Source organism: Paraburkholderia sp. (genome assembly GCF_050742655.1).
GTDB lineage: Bacteria > Pseudomonadota > Gammaproteobacteria > Burkholderiales > Burkholderiaceae > Paraburkholderia.
Window position 1 is genome coordinate 134,777 of record NZ_JBOIGG010000013.1, and the last position, 14,958, is coordinate 149,734.

The 14,958-nt window shown below is 65.2% G+C and carries 15 protein-coding genes and 1 tRNA gene; 9 read left to right on the plus strand and 7 right to left on the minus strand.

The genetic code is table 11. The features are described 5' to 3' along the window. Positions 1-66 precede the first annotated feature (66 nt). A tRNA-Asp gene (locus ACREXZ_RS19290) sits at positions 67-143 on the plus strand. 159 nt (positions 144-302) lie between these two features. Then, the gene (locus ACREXZ_RS19295; RefSeq protein WP_431765711.1) at positions 303-767 is read left to right on the plus strand and encodes a GNAT family N-acetyltransferase; all 465 of its coding nucleotides are present in this window, start codon (positions 303-305) and stop codon (positions 765-767) included. A 23-nt stretch (positions 768-790) separates the two neighbouring features. On the opposite strand, the gene ACREXZ_RS19300 is transcribed toward ACREXZ_RS19295, so the two are convergent. Then, complete coding sequence (locus ACREXZ_RS19300) at positions 791-1,675, minus strand: AraC family transcriptional regulator (RefSeq protein ID WP_431765712.1); 885 nt, start codon at positions 1,673-1,675, stop codon at positions 791-793. Positions 1,676-1,850: 175 nt separating this feature from the next. On the opposite strand from ACREXZ_RS19300, the gene ACREXZ_RS19305 reads away from it, so the two are divergent. Beyond that, positions 1,851-2,258 (plus strand): gamma-glutamylcyclotransferase family protein, encoded by a 408-nt coding sequence (locus ACREXZ_RS19305; RefSeq protein WP_431765713.1) that lies wholly within the window; start codon positions 1,851-1,853, stop codon positions 2,256-2,258. Positions 2,259-2,363: 105 nt separating this feature from the next. Here the strand turns inward: ACREXZ_RS19305 and aceB are convergent, their stop codons facing one another. Beyond that, a complete protein-coding gene (gene aceB / locus ACREXZ_RS19310; protein ID WP_431765714.1) occupies positions 2,364-3,956 on the minus strand; it encodes a malate synthase A in 1,593 nt (530 codons plus the stop codon). A 67-nt stretch (positions 3,957-4,023) separates the two neighbouring features. Further along, complete coding sequence (locus ACREXZ_RS19315; protein WP_431765715.1) at positions 4,024-4,800, minus strand: haloacid dehalogenase type II; 777 nt, start codon at positions 4,798-4,800, stop codon at positions 4,024-4,026. Positions 4,801-4,961: 161 nt separating this feature from the next. Here ACREXZ_RS19315 and ACREXZ_RS19320 point away from each other — a divergent pair, with 161 nt between their 5' ends. Further along, the gene (locus ACREXZ_RS19320; protein ID WP_431765716.1) at positions 4,962-5,864 is read left to right on the plus strand and encodes a LysR family transcriptional regulator; all 903 of its coding nucleotides are present in this window, start codon (positions 4,962-4,964) and stop codon (positions 5,862-5,864) included. 141 nt (positions 5,865-6,005) lie between these two features. Beyond that, on the plus strand, positions 6,006-6,440 hold the full coding sequence (locus ACREXZ_RS19325) for a universal stress protein (RefSeq protein WP_431765717.1): 435 nt from the start codon (positions 6,006-6,008) through the stop codon (positions 6,438-6,440). Between the two features lie 244 nt (positions 6,441-6,684). On the opposite strand, the gene aceA is transcribed toward ACREXZ_RS19325, so the two are convergent. The 3 genes from aceA to ACREXZ_RS19340 all read right to left on the minus strand — a co-directional run bounded on the left by aceA (position 6,685) and on the right by ACREXZ_RS19340 (position 10,708). Further along, positions 6,685-7,989 carry an isocitrate lyase gene (gene aceA, locus ACREXZ_RS19330; protein WP_431765718.1) on the minus strand — a complete coding sequence of 435 codons (1,305 nt, stop codon included), beginning with the start codon at positions 7,987-7,989 and terminating at the stop codon, positions 6,685-6,687. A 381-nt stretch (positions 7,990-8,370) separates the two neighbouring features. After that, positions 8,371-9,978, minus strand: coding sequence for a DEAD/DEAH box helicase (locus ACREXZ_RS19335; RefSeq protein ID WP_431765719.1), 1,608 nt, complete (start codon positions 9,976-9,978; stop codon positions 8,371-8,373). A 460-nt stretch (positions 9,979-10,438) separates the two neighbouring features. After that, a complete protein-coding gene (locus ACREXZ_RS19340) occupies positions 10,439-10,708 on the minus strand; it encodes an acyl-CoA-binding protein (RefSeq protein ID WP_431765720.1) in 270 nt (89 codons plus the stop codon). Between the two features lie 161 nt (positions 10,709-10,869). Between ACREXZ_RS19340 and tsaB the strand changes: the two genes are divergently transcribed. Genes tsaB through ACREXZ_RS19360 form a run of 4 tightly spaced genes read left to right on the plus strand, consistent with a single transcriptional unit; the run spans position 10,870 to position 14,039 of the window. Next, on the plus strand, positions 10,870-11,619 hold the full coding sequence (gene tsaB, locus ACREXZ_RS19345) for a tRNA (adenosine(37)-N6)-threonylcarbamoyltransferase complex dimerization subunit type 1 TsaB (protein WP_431765721.1): 750 nt from the start codon (positions 10,870-10,872) through the stop codon (positions 11,617-11,619). Next, positions 11,616-12,110, plus strand: a complete 495-nt coding sequence (rimI, locus tag ACREXZ_RS19350) for a ribosomal protein S18-alanine N-acetyltransferase (protein ID WP_431765722.1) — start codon at positions 11,616-11,618, stop codon at positions 12,108-12,110. Before tsaB ends, rimI begins: the two co-directional genes overlap by 4 nt. Then, complete coding sequence (locus tag ACREXZ_RS19355) at positions 12,097-13,032, plus strand: uracil-DNA glycosylase (RefSeq protein ID WP_431765723.1); 936 nt, start codon at positions 12,097-12,099, stop codon at positions 13,030-13,032. Before rimI ends, ACREXZ_RS19355 begins: the two co-directional genes overlap by 14 nt. Further along, positions 13,032-14,039 carry a DUF1853 family protein gene (locus tag ACREXZ_RS19360; protein ID WP_431765724.1) on the plus strand — a complete coding sequence of 336 codons (1,008 nt, stop codon included), beginning with the start codon at positions 13,032-13,034 and terminating at the stop codon, positions 14,037-14,039. The genes ACREXZ_RS19355 and ACREXZ_RS19360 overlap by 1 nt, the downstream gene beginning before the upstream one ends. A gap of 31 nt (positions 14,040-14,070) precedes the next feature. Here ACREXZ_RS19360 and thiD read toward each other — a convergent pair whose 3' ends face one another. Further along, positions 14,071-14,895, minus strand: a complete 825-nt coding sequence (gene thiD / locus ACREXZ_RS19365) for a bifunctional hydroxymethylpyrimidine kinase/phosphomethylpyrimidine kinase (protein WP_431765725.1) — start codon at positions 14,893-14,895, stop codon at positions 14,071-14,073. Positions 14,896-14,958: the final 63 nt, after the last annotated feature.

A 14,958-nucleotide genomic window follows, 5' to 3' on the forward strand; every position in this document is an offset into this window, starting at 1 on the left:
ATCGCATCGCGGGTGATACGCGATGCCGCTCGCAGAGACGATCATTTCTGCGGGCCGAAGTAAAACGGAGCGGTAGTTCAGTTGGTTAGAATACCGGCCTGTCACGCCGGGGGTCGCGGGTTCGAGTCCCGTCCGCTCCGCCAGAAAGAGAAGCCCGTTCAGTTCGCTGAACGGGCTTTTTTCTGCGCGCCTGCTTCGTACGCGCTGTGTTCTGCACCGTCCCACGCTACGGAAAAACAGCCATTGCCAGCGCGCGCTGTGTGTCTTACCGTTAGGCGACGATCTCTCTCGCGCATCGAGCCATGTTCGATCCCACTCCAGCGTTGCCCCGCTTCCAGTTACGCAAGGCCGCCATGGACGACTTCGAGTTTGCAGAAGCACTGACTCGCAACAACATGGGCGGCTACTACCGTCGTCATCATCTGGTGTGGCGCGGCGATCTCTTTCTCGGGAGCTGGCGCGAATCGGAAAACTACATCCTCGAATCCGACGGCGAGCCGATCGGCGTGCTGCGCGTGACCGAGGAGGGCGACTCGCTGCATATCCGCGACGTGCAGATCGCGGACGGGCATCGGCGACAGGGCGGGGGCACCTATCTGCTCGACGTGGCACATCGTTGGGCGCGAGCCCGCGGTCTTCGCGAACTGCAGTTGCGCGTGTTCGTCGACAACCCCGCGGCGCTTCTCTATCAACGGATGGGCTACCGCCTCGCCGGTCCGCGTCTCGCGCAGTTCGGCGCGATCCGGCACATGGCGCGACGTGTTTGATGACGTTTGCCGCGAGCGGGGTTTCAACGCGACTCGATGCTCTCGCCGTCCGCTGCGTTGTCCGAAGGCAACCCGAAGTCGTCGTCGCCGGCCGTGCGATGTTCGGCGCCGCGCACGATGAATGCGCGTGGGCTTTGTCCGAACGCGCGGCGGAACATTGCCGAAAACGCGCTCTGACTCTGATAGCCCAGCGCCTGCGCGACATGCGACAGCGGTCGACCCTGACTCAGCAGCGGAATCGCGCGCGCGAGGATCGCTTGCTGTCGCCACTGCGAAAAACTCACCCCCAGTTCCTGACGAAACAGCCGAGCGATCGTGCGCGTACTCGCCCCGACCGTCGCCGCCCAGTTCTCCAGCGAATCCGCATTGGCCGGATCTGCGAGCACCGCTTCGCAAAGCGCGCGCAAGCGCTTCTCGCTGGGCATCGGCACCGATAGCGGTAGCGGCTCGGAGCGTGTCAGTTCGTCGAGCGCGAGTGCGCCGAGCAGGCGCTCCCGCGCAGGCGGCAGATTCGGCGTATCGAGTGCTGCGATCACTTCGCGCAGCAACCCCGACACCTCGACCACTCGGCACGCGTCGAGACCGGCGGGCACCACGCTTTCGTTCACGTACAGCGTCCGCATGAACGCGTCTTCGATGATCGCGACCTCGTGCAGCACGTGCGGCGGTACCCAGATCGCTCTCGACGGCGGCACCATCCACGTCGTGCCGACGGTTCCGATCCGCAGCACGCCGCGCGACGTATACGCGACCTGCGCCCACGCATGCGTGTGGCGCGCGATCCTCACGCCCGCCTGTATGGGCCGCGAACGGACACGGATCGGATGCTGCGGCGTTGGCGCGAATTCGGGTGGGATGTCGGCGAATTCGACGACGGTAGACAGCGGGGCGGTACTGGATGAATTCATCGGCGGGTCTCGGTCCAGGAACTCCGGCGGGCGGAAGGACTCCGTCGATATTGTAGGGGTGTTGTCCGCGGCTGTCCGCGCCTGTCCATTCGGCCAGGTGTTTCGCGCGATGGGAGGCGAGGCATAATTCCCCATCGCACTCATCAACTCATCGATCGCAAGAGGAACAACGGCAATGCAGAAGGTGTTCGTTTATGGAACGTTGCGGGCCGGCGAGGTCAACGACATCGGCGCGGCCGCCGCACGGCATGATATCGCAGCGCCGACGCTGCTCGGCACGGCCTCGGTGCACGGGCGGCTGTTCGATTTCGGTTTGTATCCGGGGCTTGTCGTCGATCACGGCGGCGTGCCGGTCCGCGGTGACGTCTACGAGGTTGACGATGCGCTTATCGCAGTGCTCGATGAAATCGAGGCCGTGTATCCGGGCGTCGAAGGGTTGTTTCGCGCGCATCGGCTCACCATCGACGTCGACGGTGCGCCGCTCGAATGCCGGATCTACCCGGTCGCGGCCGATGCGGTAAAAGGACTGCCGGAAATCGCATCGGGCGACTGGGTCGAACATCGCCGCGCGCATGTGCGATAGCGCTGCCACGGTTGAATAAAAAAGCCGGAGCGGCTTGGCACCGGTCCGGCTTTTGTCGATCAACTCAGCAACGTCTCACGAGAGTACGTGAGACGCTACGTGCGTTCAGATTTCCTCGTACAGCGGCAACGTCAGGAATTCGGTGAAGGTTTCCGACGTGGACATCTGTTCGAAAATCTGCGCGGCGCGCTCGTACGGCTTCGTATCGCCGCCGACCACCTGCTTGACCTTGTCGAGTTCCTGCTGCGTCAACTGGCTGACCAGTTCGGCAGTGACCTTGCGGCCGTCGTCGAGCTTGCCCTTCGGCGAACGGATCCACTGCCACACCTGCGAGCGCGAGATTTCCGCGGTGGCCGCATCTTCCATCAGGTTGTGAATCGGCACGCAGCCATTGCCCGCGAGCCACGAACCCAGATAGTGGATGCCGACGTTGATGTTGTAGCGCAGCCCCGTCTCGGTGATCGGCGCTTCGGGGCGGAAGTCGAGCAGATCGGTCGGCGTCACCTGCACGTCGGCGCGTTGCTTCGCGATCTGATTCGGCTTGTCGCCGAGCACTTTCACGAACTCTTCCATCGCGATCGGCACGAGGCCCGGGTGCGCGACCCAGCCGCCGTCGTAACCGTCGCTCGCGTCGCGTGCCTTGTCCGAACGCACGCCGCCCATCGCCTTGTCGTTCGCGGCGGGATCGTTCTTGATCGGAATCAGTGCGCTCATCCCGCCGATTGCCGGCGCGTTACGGCGGTGGCAGGTCTTCAGCAGCTGCAGTGCGTACGCGCGCATGAACGGCACGGTCATCGTGATCTGCACGCGGTCCGCGAGGCAGAAGTCCTGGTCGCTCTTGAACTTCTTGATCGCCGAGAAGATGTAGTCCCAGCGGCCCGCGTTCAGCCCCGAGCTGTGCTCGCGCAGTTCGTACAGGATCTCGTCCATTTCGAACGCGGCGAGGATCGTCTCGATCAACACCGTCGCGCGAATCGTGCCGCGCGGAACGCCGACCGCTTCCTGCGCAGCGACGAAGATGTCGTTCCACAGACGCGCTTCGAGGTGGCTCTCCAGCTTCGGCAGATAGAAGTACGGACCCGATCCGCGCGTGAGCTGTTCCTTCGCGTTGTGAAACAGGAACAGCGCGAAATCGAAAATGCCGCCCGACACGCGCTGCCCGTCGACCGTCACGTGCTTTTCGTCGAGATGCCAGCCGCGCGGCCGGACGATCAGCGTCGCGACCTTGTCGTTCAGGCTGTACGACTTGCCGTTCTGCTCAAGCGAGATCGTGCGGCGTACCGCTTCTTTCAGGTTCAACTGGCCGGTGATCTGGTTCGTCCAGTTCGGCGTATTCGAATCCTCGAAGTCCGTCATGTACGAATCGGCGCCGGAGTTCAGCGCGTTGATGATCATCTTGCGTTCGACCGGCCCGGTGATCTCGACGCGACGGCATTCGAGATCCTTCGGCAGCGGCGCAATCGTCCAGTCGGCGTCGCGGATGTTCTTTGTTTCCGCGAGGAAGTCGGGACGCTCGCCGGCATCGAGGCGTTTCGTGCGTTCGGCGCGCAGCTTCAGCAGTTCCTGGCGGCGCGGCTCGAACGCGCGGTGCAGCTTCGCGACGAGAGCCAGCGCGTCGGGAGTCAGGATCGTTTCGAAGCCGGGTTCGATCGTGGCAGTGATTTCCATGCCCTGCGGCAGCGTTAGCGTGTTCGCCATGGTTTCTCCTTGGTCGGTCAGATTGCAAAAATGCGGATGAGGTGCGTCGTCGGTTGCGGTTCGAGGATCACGCGCCAGGGCTGTGGCGCGTGCGTTCGGACGGTCGGTCGGACGGCGCGAAGGTTTCCAGAAATACGAGCAGGTCGGCCATGCTGCTCCCGGTGCCGTGGGGCGTCACGCCGAGCTCTTCGGCGGGCAGGCGCTGGCGGTTGATCCAGAAGGTCGTGTAGCCGAACCAGTTCGCGCCGCTCGCGTCCCAACCGTTCGACGACACGAACACGATGTCGCGCGCGTTCGCGGTGAAGGCTTGTGTGGCGAGCGAGTAGGCGGCCGGCGCGGGCTTGTACGCGCGCACCGCGTCGACGGACAGCACATGGTCGAACAGCCCGGTCATGCCCGCGCTTTTCACGGCGATGTCGAGCATCTGCGGATTGCCGTTCGAGAGGATCGCGAGGCCGATGTGCGCGGCGCCTTCACCGGACGTGCGCTGCGCGCGTAGACGGCGCAAGACGGGCAAGGCATCGGGAAACGCCGAGAGGCATGCGTATTCGTCCATCAACCGCTTCTCGGCGGCGCCGTTCAGCGTCAGCGACAGACGGCGCGCTGCGTAGCGCAGCGCGTCGAGCGTGATGTTCCAGAACGGCTGGTAGCGTGCACCGCCCGGGTCGGACAGCGTGCGCAACTGGGTGTATTCGATCTGCTTTTGCCGCCACAGTTGGGACAGCGCATCGCCGTGGCCCGGGAACATCTGCTCCGCCGCGGCGACGACGGAATGCACGTCGAACAACGTGCCGTACGCGTCGAAGATGACTGCCTTGGGGAAAAGTGCCGTTGTGGCCGACATTGCCGTGCGCTCCAGTTCAGAGGTCAAGATGGATTGTATTAGTGATCTCTGGTGCAAAAAAAGTCCGTTGAGATCACTTGATCTTTTACTTTCACCCACCTAATCTGACGCGCATCCCTATTATTCCGATACGCAGGCGTTTGCATCGGCTCGTCGACTTCATGGATCGCTTCAAGCAGATAGAGACTTTCGTAACCGTAGCGGCCAAAGGCAGCCTGTCCGCGGCGGCGCAGGCCGAGGGCGTCGCGCCGGCTATCATCGGGCGCCGCATCGACGCACTCGAAGAACGGCTCGGCGTGAAGCTGCTGGTGCGCACGACGCGCCGCATCACGCTGACGTTCGAGGGCTCCGCGTTCCTCGAAGACTGCCAGCGCGTGATCCACGACATGCAGAACGCGGAGGCGAGCGTGTCGGCGGGTGGTGTGAAAGCGAGCGGCCATCTGCGCGTGTCGGCGCCGGCGGGATTCGGACGTCGTCACGTCGCGCCGCTGGTTCCCGCGTTCACGGTCGCGCATCCGGACGTGTCGATCACGCTCGATCTGTCCGACCGGATGGTCGATCTCGTCAACGAGGGCTTCGATTGCGCGGTGCGGCTCGGTGAGCTGCCGGATTCGTCGCTGGTGTCGCTGCGGCTCGGCGAGAACCGGCGCGTGTGCGTCGCGTCGCCGGCCTACCTGGCGCGCCGCGGCGCACCGAGCACACTCGCCGACCTGGGGCATCACAACTGTCTCGCGCTCGGCGCGAGCGCGAACCAGCAGCGCGGCTGGATGTTCCAGCAGGGCGATAAGGTCGTGTCGATCAAGGTGTCGGGCACGATGGAATGCTCGGACGGTGCGGTGCTGCACGAATGGTGTCTCGACGGCTATGGGCTCGCGTGGCGTTCGTGGTGGGAGGTCGGCACGGACATCGCAGCGGGGCGGCTCGTCAGCGTGCTCGACGAGTTCGCTGCGCCGCCGATCGGCATCCACGCGGTGTTTCCGCAACGGCGCCATTTGCCTCTGCGCGTCCGGCTGTTTCTCGATTTTCTCAAGCATACGTACGGCCATCCCGGTTACTGGGGCTGACCTAAGCCGGCGGTGGTCGCTCGGGGCGCGGCAATCTGGCCATTCGGCAATTCGCTCGCGCGCACTACAATCGGTACAGGGATGCCGCATCCGCACGCCGTCACGGCAGCGTCGCAGCGCCCACCGGTGATGGAGGACATCATGTTCACGCACATCCTGGTTCCAACCGACGGTTCGGATCTGTCGAAAAAGGCCATCGACGGCGCGATCGATCTCGCGCGCTCCGTCGGCGCACGCGTGACGGCCTATGCGTGTCTGCCGCAATATCCGTACTCGCCGTTTTCGGAGGTCGTGATCGAGCCGCCGGTCGATTTCCAGGAGCGCAGCGAGCGCGAAGCGCGCCAGCATCTGCAGGAAATCGAAGAGGCCGCGCGCGAAGCGGGCGTGTCGTGCGCGAGCCGGACCAGCGTGCATCCGTCGCCGTATCTCGGAATCATCGAGGCGGCGGAGCAGGGCGGCTGCGACGTGATCTTCATGGCGTCGCACGGACGCCGCGGCCTCGGCAGCCTGCTGATCGGCAGCGAGACCCAGCGCGTGCTCACGCATACGAAAATTCCGGTGATCGTGTATCGGTAGCGGCGCATAGCACCGGGCGGGGACTGACGAAGGCGAAGGCGCGCGCCGACGTGACCGTCGGCGCGCGTGGCTTCAACCGCGGCATCTCGAACCGTGCCGCTTGTGCCGCTTCTCCAGCTCCTCCCAGATCCCATGACGGCCCGAGCCGCGGTCGCCATTGCCACTCCCTCCCTGACGGCGATCCTCTGCGGGACCGCTCATGTGTGCCTTGTCGCGTCGCAGGCTGCGAAGCCCGCGAGCCGCATCAGGCGACTTTCTTGTCGAAGAACTGTTCGTCTTCGGTCGAGCCGTGCAGCGCGGTGGTCGACGCTTCGCGCTCGACCGTCTGCGTCACCGCGTCGAAGTAGCCGGTGCCGACTTCGCGCTGATGCTTGACCGCGGTGAAGCCCTTCTCGGCGGCGGCGAATTCGGCCTGCTGCATTTCGACGAACGCGGTCATCTGATTGCGGGCGTAGCCGTGCGCGAGGTTGAACATCGAGTAGTTCAGCGCGTGGAAACCGGCCAGCGTGATGAACTGGAACTTGTAGCCCATTGCGCCGAGTTCCTTCTGGAACTTGGCGATCGTCGCGTCGTCGAGGTTCTTCTTCCAGTTGAACGACGGCGAGCAGTTGTACGACAGCATCTTGTCCGGGAACTGCTTGTGGATCGCGTCGGCGAATTTCTTCGCGAACTCGAGGTCGGGCTTGCCGGTTTCGCACCAGATCATGTCGGCGTACGGCGCGTATGCGAGACCGCGCGAAATCGCCTGCTCGATGCCCGGCCGCGTACGGTAGAAGCCTTCCACCGTGCGTTCGCCGGTCAGGAACGGTTTGTCGTTGTCGTCGATGTCGGACGTGACGAGGTCGGCGGCTTCCGCATCCGTGCGGGCGAGCAGCACGGTCGGCACACCGGACACGTCGGCCGCGAGACGCGCGGCGCTCAGTTTCGCGACGTTCTCGCGCGTCGGTACGAGCACCTTGCCGCCCATGTGGCCGCACTTCTTCACCGACGCGAGCTGATCTTCGAAGTGCACGCCCGAGGCGCCGGCTTCGATCATCGCTTTCATCAGTTCGAACGCGTTGAGCACGCCGCCGAAGCCGGCTTCCGCATCCGCGACGATCGGCGCGAAGAAATCGACGTAGCCTTCGTCGCCGGGGTTCTTGCCTTCGGACCACTGGATCTGGTCAGCCCGCGTGAGCGTGTTGTTGATCCGCTTCACGACGAGCGGCACCGAATTCGCCGGGTACAGCGACTGGTCCGGGTACATTTCGCCGGCGACGTTCGCGTCGCCCGCCACCTGCCAGCCGGACAGATAGATCGCCTTGAGGCCGGCCTTGACCTGCTGCATCGCCTGATTGCCGGTCAGCGCGCCGAGCGAATTGACGAACGGTTCGTTGTTCACCAGCTCCCACAGCTTTTCGGCGCCGCGCTTCGCGAGCGTGTGCTCGACCGGCTGCGAGCCGCGCAGACGCACCACGTCTTCCGCGGTGTAGCTGCGCTTGATGCCTTTCCAGCGCGGATCGGTTTCCCACTGCTGCTGAAGCTGCTGAGCTTGCTGTTGACGTGACATGGTGTGCTCCCTGATGGCGTTGAAAGTGGATCGGTCGACTCGTGTCTTCGGCGAAACCGTTGCTCGAGGCGTTTTGTTTCGCGAAGTCTTATATAAGAGTCTAGGCAAATCGATCGATCTGGGACAGCAGCAAGGGGCACTCGCGGCACTATTTATTTTCAAATAAAATCATAGTGTTGTAGTTTTAATTTCGCATTAAGAAACGATATTTCCCATGTCGCAATAAGCGGTGTTGTGCCACGCAGCACGATTTTTCACGGATCAAAAATTTTTTCCACATCGTGAAACGCTGAGGGGGGCGTAAAAAAACCGGCGCCGAAGCGCCGGTTTTCTGTCTGGCGTGACCGGGCGGCGTGATGCCGTCCAGTCGGGGTGACGCGATCAGCTACCGCGGCGTGCCGTGCGCGGACCGTCGCTGCGGCGTGCGCCGTAGCCGCCGTCGCGCGAACCACCGTAGCCTTCGCGATTGCCGCCGTTGCCCGACGGCTTGCTGCCCCAGCTATTGCCGTTGCCGCTGCCGCTGCGCGCACCGGCGCTGCCAGCCGGTTTGCTGCTGCTGCCGTTACCAAAACGACGGCCGCTGCTGTTACCGCCATTGCCGCCACCAGGACGGCCACGACCGCCGCCGAATCCGCCGCGACCGTTGGCCGGGGCTGTTTTGCGCGGCTCGAAGCCGGCGACGACATTGACCGGCAGCGTCAGGCGAACGAAACGTTCGATGCGCTTCAGCGCGCCCTGTTCGGCGTGGTGCACGAGGCTCACGGCGATACCCGAACGGCCCGCACGGCCGGTACGGCCAATACGGTGCACGTAGTCTTCGGCGAACTTCGGCAGATCGTAGTTGAACACGTGCGTGATGCCCGGGATGTCGATACCGCGGGCGGCGACGTCGGTCGCCACCAGCACGCGCACCCGACGTTCGCGCAGTGCGCGGATCGTGCGGGTACGCGCACCTTGCGGCAGGTCGCCGTGCAGCGCGGCCGATTCGAAGCCCGCGTCGGCGAGACGGCCGGCCAGCTGGTCGGCTTCCATCTTGGTGGACGTGAACACGATGGCCTGATCCAGGCCTTCATCGCGCAGCAGGTGATCGAGCAGACGATCCTTGTGATCGCGGTCGTCCACGTAATGCACGGTTTGCGCAATGTTCGTGGCGGACTCCAGGCGCTGGACGATCTCGATACGCTCCGGGTTCTTCAGCAGACGGCCGGTCAGCGAGCTGATCTTGCCGTCGAGCGTGGCCGAGAACAGCATCGTTTGACGCGACGCCGGCGTGGCAGCGACGATCGTTTCGATGTCGTCGATGAAGCCCATGTCGAGCATCCGGTCGGCTTCGTCGAGCACCAGGATCTGCAGTTGCGACAGATCGATACGGCCGCGTTCCAGGTGATCGAGCAGACGGCCCGGGGTGGCCACGAGAATTTCAGGGTTCTTGGCGAGCAGCATCAACTGCTGGCCGTAGGCGACGCCGCCGAGAATGCTGACGGTGCGCAGGCGCTTGAGGTGCTTGCCGTACGTCGAAGCGGCGGTCGTCACCTGCATCGCGAGTTCGCGGGTCGGCGTGAGGACCAGCAGGCTCGGACGGGCGGCCGGCTGCTGCGGACGGCGCGTACGGCGATCGGCGCCGTTTGCATCGCGCGGTTCGCGCGGCTGCGCTGCCTGGGTTTTTTGCAGCTGCGCGAAACGCTCGATCGCGGGCAGCATGAAGGCGGCGGTCTTGCCGGAACCGGTCGGGCTCGAGACCATCAGGTCGCGGCCGGCGATCGCGGCGGGAATCGCGCGCTGCTGCACGGGCGTCGGGGTCTGGTAGCCAGCGGCGACCAGCGCCGAGACGATTTCCGGCGACAAACCGAGCGACTCGAACGTCGGACCTTGCGGTGCCGCGGTTTTAGCCGCCGGGGTTTCAGCCGTATCAGTCACGCCAGAGGCATCGATGCCGAGAGCTTCGTCGGCGATGGCGGTCAGCGGGCTGGGGGTATTGCTCGAAGTCATTTGAATCCTTGGGACACAGGGAATAAAACGTCGGCGCCAATCGGCATACCCAAGTCGTCGGATTCAGCGAGCAAAGAAGCAGCGAGCAAATCGAAAAACGGGGGCAACTTGCCAGCGTGCGGCAAGTTTTTCGTTAGAAGCTGTATCGGATGCGACAGGCCATTCCGGCATTGTCGCCAGCCTTACATGACGGCCCGAAGAAAAGGCCTAAGCAGGAGGGGACAGGTTCTAAACTGGATTGGAGCAAAACGCTACGAGGCGCTGCACCGACTGATCCGGCCACGCAGAGCGCACGGACCGGGCGGAGAAAGTGAAGCGCAGGCCGCATTATAACGGAGTTTGCTGCACTGCGCCAGCCCGTTGAGATACCACTTGCGGGAACGCCGGCAGCCCGTCCTGCCAGGGATTGTCAGGGGTGTCAGGGGTGTCAGGGCCGCCAGATCGTCGGATCGCCGTCGCGTCAGGCCGACGCACCGCTTTTCAGCGATTCGACCAGCTCGACATATTGCTGTTTCGCCGCGTCCTGCGGGGTGCCCTGCAATGCGGCCCACGCGTCGTATTTGTACTTGCCGACGATGTCGGTGAAGCCGGGCTTGTCGCCGTGCACGTCGCCGTCGGTGGCCTGCTTGAACAGCGCGTAGAGACGCAGCAGCGTCAGGTTGCCCGGGCGTTCCGACAACTGCTTCACATCTTCCTGAGCTTGCGCGAACAGCGCATTGACGTCACTCATCGATTCCTCCATGCCAGATCGAGATAGGGCGTCGATCATAGCAAGCACCGCCGGATGCCGGCTGGAGAGATTCTTCCAAACGATGTGCCCCCGATCGATGGGGCAGCCTGTCCGCATGCTCCATGCCCGGTGCCACCCGGTGCCGCATTACAATAGCGGGCATGACTCGAACCGTGCTGCTTGCCATCGATACGTCGACTGAATTCTGTTCGGTCGCGCTGCTGTCCGCCGCTAACGCCTCCGCCGCCGATCCGCAAACCTGGGTGCGCCATGAAGCGACCGGTGCGGTGTCGAGCGCGCGTCTCCTGCCCGCCGTCCGCGAACTGTTCGACGAAGCGGGTCTGCCGCTGTCGGCTTGCGATGCCATTGCGTTCGGCGCCGGCCCGGGTTCGTTCACGGGGCTGCGCACCGCGACCGGCGTCGCGCAGGGGTTCGCGTTCGGACTCGATCGTCCGGTGATACCAGTGAGCACGCTGCTCGCGTGCGCGGAAAGCGCACGTCTGCGCGACCCGTCGGCGGCGCGCGTGCTCGCGGCGCTCGATGCGCGGATGGACGAGGTCTACTGGGCCGACTACGCGTGGGACACCCTGCTCGGCGAATGGCGCACGCTGCACCCGGCCTCGCTCGACGCGCCCGACGCTTTGCCGCTGCCCGACGCGCCATTCACGCTCGCCGGTAATGCGGCTGCCGTCTTCGGCGCGCGGCTGCCGGCGTGTGCGGCGGCCCGCGTGGTCGACGGCGACGCCGTGCCGCACGCACTGCCTGTCGCGTTCGCGGCGCTGCGCGCGTACCGCGCGGGACGGACCGTGCCGGCCGACCAGGCCGCTCCCGAGTACGTGCGCAACAAGGTCGCGCAGACGACGGCCGAGCGGATGGCGGCGAAGGCCGCCCGAAGCGAGGGCGTGCAATGAGCGGTGTGCTGCTCGCGGACCGCTACGTATCGCAGATGACCGAAGGCGATCTCGACGAAGTCGCCTCGATCGAAAAGGTTGCGTACGAATTTCCGTGGAGCCGCGGCAACTTCGAGGATTCGCTGCGCAACGGCTATCTCGGAATCTGTCTGCGGCACGTGACCGGTACGCTGATCGGCTACTGTGTACTGATGCCGGTCGTCGACGAGATGCATCTGTTGAATCTGTGTGTCGCGCCGGCTGCGCAGGGCGCGGGCGCCGGGCTCACGTTGCTGCGCGAAGCGGTGCGTGTGACGCGCGCGGAAAAGCTCGACGGTCTGCTGCTCGAAGTGCGACCGTCGAATCACCGGGCCATCCGGCTGTACGAGCGTTTCGGTTTCTCGACGATCGGCCGGCGCAAAAACTATTATCCGGCGCGGCATCGCGGCCGGGAGGACGCCATCGTGATGCGTTTTTCGTTTGCAGAGGAGGGCGCAGATGGCGCTGCATGAATCCGCGCTGGAAGAACTCGGGCTCGCGACCCGTTGGGTGATGCGCGGCAGTACGCCCGTCGAGGTGGCCGATGTCGCCACGCAACCGGTGCAGTTGCGCACCGAGGAACCGCTCGCGGAATCGCGCGCACCGCAGCAGAACGCGGAGCCGGTCACCGTTCGCGAAGCCGCCGTCGCAAGCGACGTACCACGCAGAGCGCCCACCGCGACGCAATCGCCGGCCACGCCGAATGACGACTTCGCATGGTTCGACGACCTGCCCACCACGGCGCCGCAACCGGGCACGCGCAACGTCGCGCCGGCCGCGAGCGAACCGTCCATCGAAGAACCGTCGCGGCCGTCAGTCGCGACCCTCGACTGGGACGCGCTCGGCGCGCGCGTCGCTTCGTGCGAAAGCTGCCGTCTGTGCGAGAAGCGCACGAAGACCGTGTTCGGCGTCGGCGATCGCGAAGCGGACTGGATGCTCGTCGGCGAAGCGCCCGGCGAAAACGAGGACCGCCAGGGCGAGCCGTTCGTCGGCCAGGCGGGTAAGCTGCTCGACAACATGCTGCGTTCGCTCGATCTCGCGCGCGACCGCAACGTCTACATCGCGAACGTGATCAAATGCAGGCCGCCCGGCAACCGCAATCCGGAACCCGACGAAGTCGCGCGCTGCGAACCATATCTGCAGCGCCAGGTCGCGCTCGTCAAGCCGAAGCTGATCGTCGCGCTCGGCCGCTTCGCCGCGCAGAGTCTGTTGAAAACCGACTCGAGCATCTCGTCGTTGCGCGGTCGCGTGCACGCCTACGAAGGCGTGCCAGTCGTCGTCACGTATCACCCGGCGTATCTGCTGCGCAGCCTGCAGGACAAGTCGAAGTCGTGGGCCGATCTCTGTCTCGCGCGCGACACGCTACGCGAGGCCTCAGGGCAGACGGAGCATTGATGAGCGCACCCGCGTCCGAGGCGGCAGCGGCGACGGGCGATGTACGTCCTGATCTCCCGATCGACGAACTGAAGGACCCGATGGTGCGCGATCTCGCGTGGCTGCTCGCGAGCCCGGCGCTGCTGCGCGAGCAACCGCCCGTCGGTGTGCTCGCCGACCCGCTTGCCGCACCGGGCGAGGCGGCGCGCATCGCGAGCCTGCTGCGCGCGCTCGATACCGATCCCGACGCACTGCACCGCGCACTCGCCGCGCTGCACGTGACGCGTCTCGGCCGCTACGCCGAAGCGCTTCTCGCGTGGTTTCTCGAACATGATCCAGCGACGCGTCTCGTCGCCGCAAACGTCGCGTTGCGCCGCGCGGGCGTGACTTTGGGTGAATGCGATTTTCTCGTCGAAACCGCGAATGGCCGGCGCCTGCATTGGGAGCTGGCGGTGAAATGCTATCTGCACGCGGGCGCCGCGCGCGGCCAGCTCGCCGACTACGTGGGGCCGAACCTGCAGGACCGCTTCGATCTCAAGCTCGCGCATCTGCTGGGCCATCAGCTGCCGCTTAGCGCGCGAGAGGAATTCGCGTCGCTGGGACTCGTCGGGCCGTGGCATGCACAGATGTTCATCAAGGGCTGGCTGTTCTATCCGCAGGCCGAAGCCGCCGATTCAGGCGCGCTCGACGTGCTGCCCGCCGACGCACCCGAACTCGATCCCGCACACCCACGTGGCTGGTGGACGACGCGCACAGCGTGGCCGGATTTTGCGGCTGCGCATGCGCCCGCGTGGCGCGTGCTGCCGCGTCTCGAATGGCTCGCGCCGCGTTGCTACGAAGCAGGGGATGCCGCTGCGGCGGAGCTCGTCGATGCCGCGACGCTCGCGCCACGGCTCGTACGGCAGACCGGACCGACGATGGTCGCCGGTTTCGCAAGCGATGCGCAGGGCCGCTGGATCGAACGATCGCGCGGCTTCGTGGTGCCCGATGCGTGGCCCGCGCTTGCACAGGCATTCGCACGCAAGTGACCGTCGGTCACCCACGCCACTCGCCGCGCAGTTACCACCACCGATAGAAGTGATGCACCGGGCCGACGCCCGAGCCGACGTCGAGCCGGTCACTCGCCTGTAGCGCGCCGGTCAGATACGTCTTCGCATCGGTGACGGCAGCGGCGAGATCGTCGCGCTGCGCGGCGAGCGCCGCGATCGCCGACGACAGCGTGCAGCCGGTGCCGTGCGTGTTCTTCACTGGCACGCGCGGACCGCCGAGACGCAGCGTGCCGCTGTCCTGAATGAGCCAGTCGGGACTGTCCGTGGATGCGAGGTGACCGCCCTTCATCAGTACCGCCTGCGCGCCGAGCGCGCGTAGCGCTTCGCCCTGACGGACCATGCCGGCTTCGTCGGTGACGGCGGTTTCGCCGAGCAGCGCGGCCGCTTCCGGCAGGTTCGGCGTGACGAGCGTCGCGAGCGGCAGCAGCACGTCGCGAATTGCCGCGACCGCATCGGACGACAGCAACGCATGGTTGCTCTTCGAGATCATTACCGTATCGAGCACGATGTACCGCGGCCGGTAGCGTTGCAGCGCGTCGGCGACCGCGCGCGCGATCGGTGCGTTCGCCAGCATGCCGATCTTCACCGCGTCGATGCGGATGTCGTCGAATACCGCATCGAGCTGCGCGGTGACGAAGCCCCGGTCCGGCGCATGAATCGCAGTCACGCCACGCGTGTTCTGCGCGGTCAGCGCGGTGATCACGCTCGCGCCATACGCGCCGAGCGCGGAGAACGTCTTGAGGTCGGCCTGAATGCCCGCACCGCCGCCAGAGTCCGAACCGGCGATGGTCAGCACGTTGGCGATGGCCATGGAAGCGGAAGAAGCGTTTGTCATCGGAACGCGATAACGACAGAAATAAAATGAGGGGGCGGGCAGCGCGCCCGTAGACATCAGCGA

Bases quoted from the DNA above. Each gene is read 5' to 3' on its own strand.
- ACREXZ_RS19295 (WP_431765711.1), top strand. From the start codon at position 303: ATGTTCGATCCCACTCCAGCGTTGCCCCGCTTCCAGTTACGCAAGGCC.
- ACREXZ_RS19300 (WP_431765712.1), bottom strand. From the start codon at position 1,675: ATGAATTCATCCAGTACCGCCCCGCTGTCTACCGTCGTCGAATTCGCC.
- ACREXZ_RS19305 (WP_431765713.1), top strand. From the start codon at position 1,851: ATGCAGAAGGTGTTCGTTTATGGAACGTTGCGGGCCGGCGAGGTCAAC.
- aceB (WP_431765714.1), bottom strand. From the start codon at position 3,956: ATGGCGAACACGCTAACGCTGCCGCAGGGCATGGAAATCACTGCCACG.
- ACREXZ_RS19315 (WP_431765715.1), bottom strand. From the start codon at position 4,800: ATGTCGGCCACAACGGCACTTTTCCCCAAGGCAGTCATCTTCGACGCG.
- ACREXZ_RS19320 (WP_431765716.1), top strand. From the start codon at position 4,962: ATGGATCGCTTCAAGCAGATAGAGACTTTCGTAACCGTAGCGGCCAAA.
- ACREXZ_RS19325 (WP_431765717.1), top strand. From the start codon at position 6,006: ATGTTCACGCACATCCTGGTTCCAACCGACGGTTCGGATCTGTCGAAA.
- aceA (WP_431765718.1), bottom strand. From the start codon at position 7,989: ATGTCACGTCAACAGCAAGCTCAGCAGCTTCAGCAGCAGTGGGAAACC.
- ACREXZ_RS19335 (WP_431765719.1), bottom strand. From the start codon at position 9,978: ATGACTTCGAGCAATACCCCCAGCCCGCTGACCGCCATCGCCGACGAA.
- ACREXZ_RS19340 (WP_431765720.1), bottom strand. From the start codon at position 10,708: ATGAGTGACGTCAATGCGCTGTTCGCGCAAGCTCAGGAAGATGTGAAG.
- tsaB (WP_431765721.1), top strand. From the start codon at position 10,870: ATGACTCGAACCGTGCTGCTTGCCATCGATACGTCGACTGAATTCTGT.
- rimI (WP_431765722.1), top strand. From the start codon at position 11,616: ATGAGCGGTGTGCTGCTCGCGGACCGCTACGTATCGCAGATGACCGAA.
- ACREXZ_RS19355 (WP_431765723.1), top strand. From the start codon at position 12,097: ATGGCGCTGCATGAATCCGCGCTGGAAGAACTCGGGCTCGCGACCCGT.
- ACREXZ_RS19360 (WP_431765724.1), top strand. From the start codon at position 13,032: ATGAGCGCACCCGCGTCCGAGGCGGCAGCGGCGACGGGCGATGTACGT.
- thiD (WP_431765725.1), bottom strand. From the start codon at position 14,895: ATGACAAACGCTTCTTCCGCTTCCATGGCCATCGCCAACGTGCTGACC.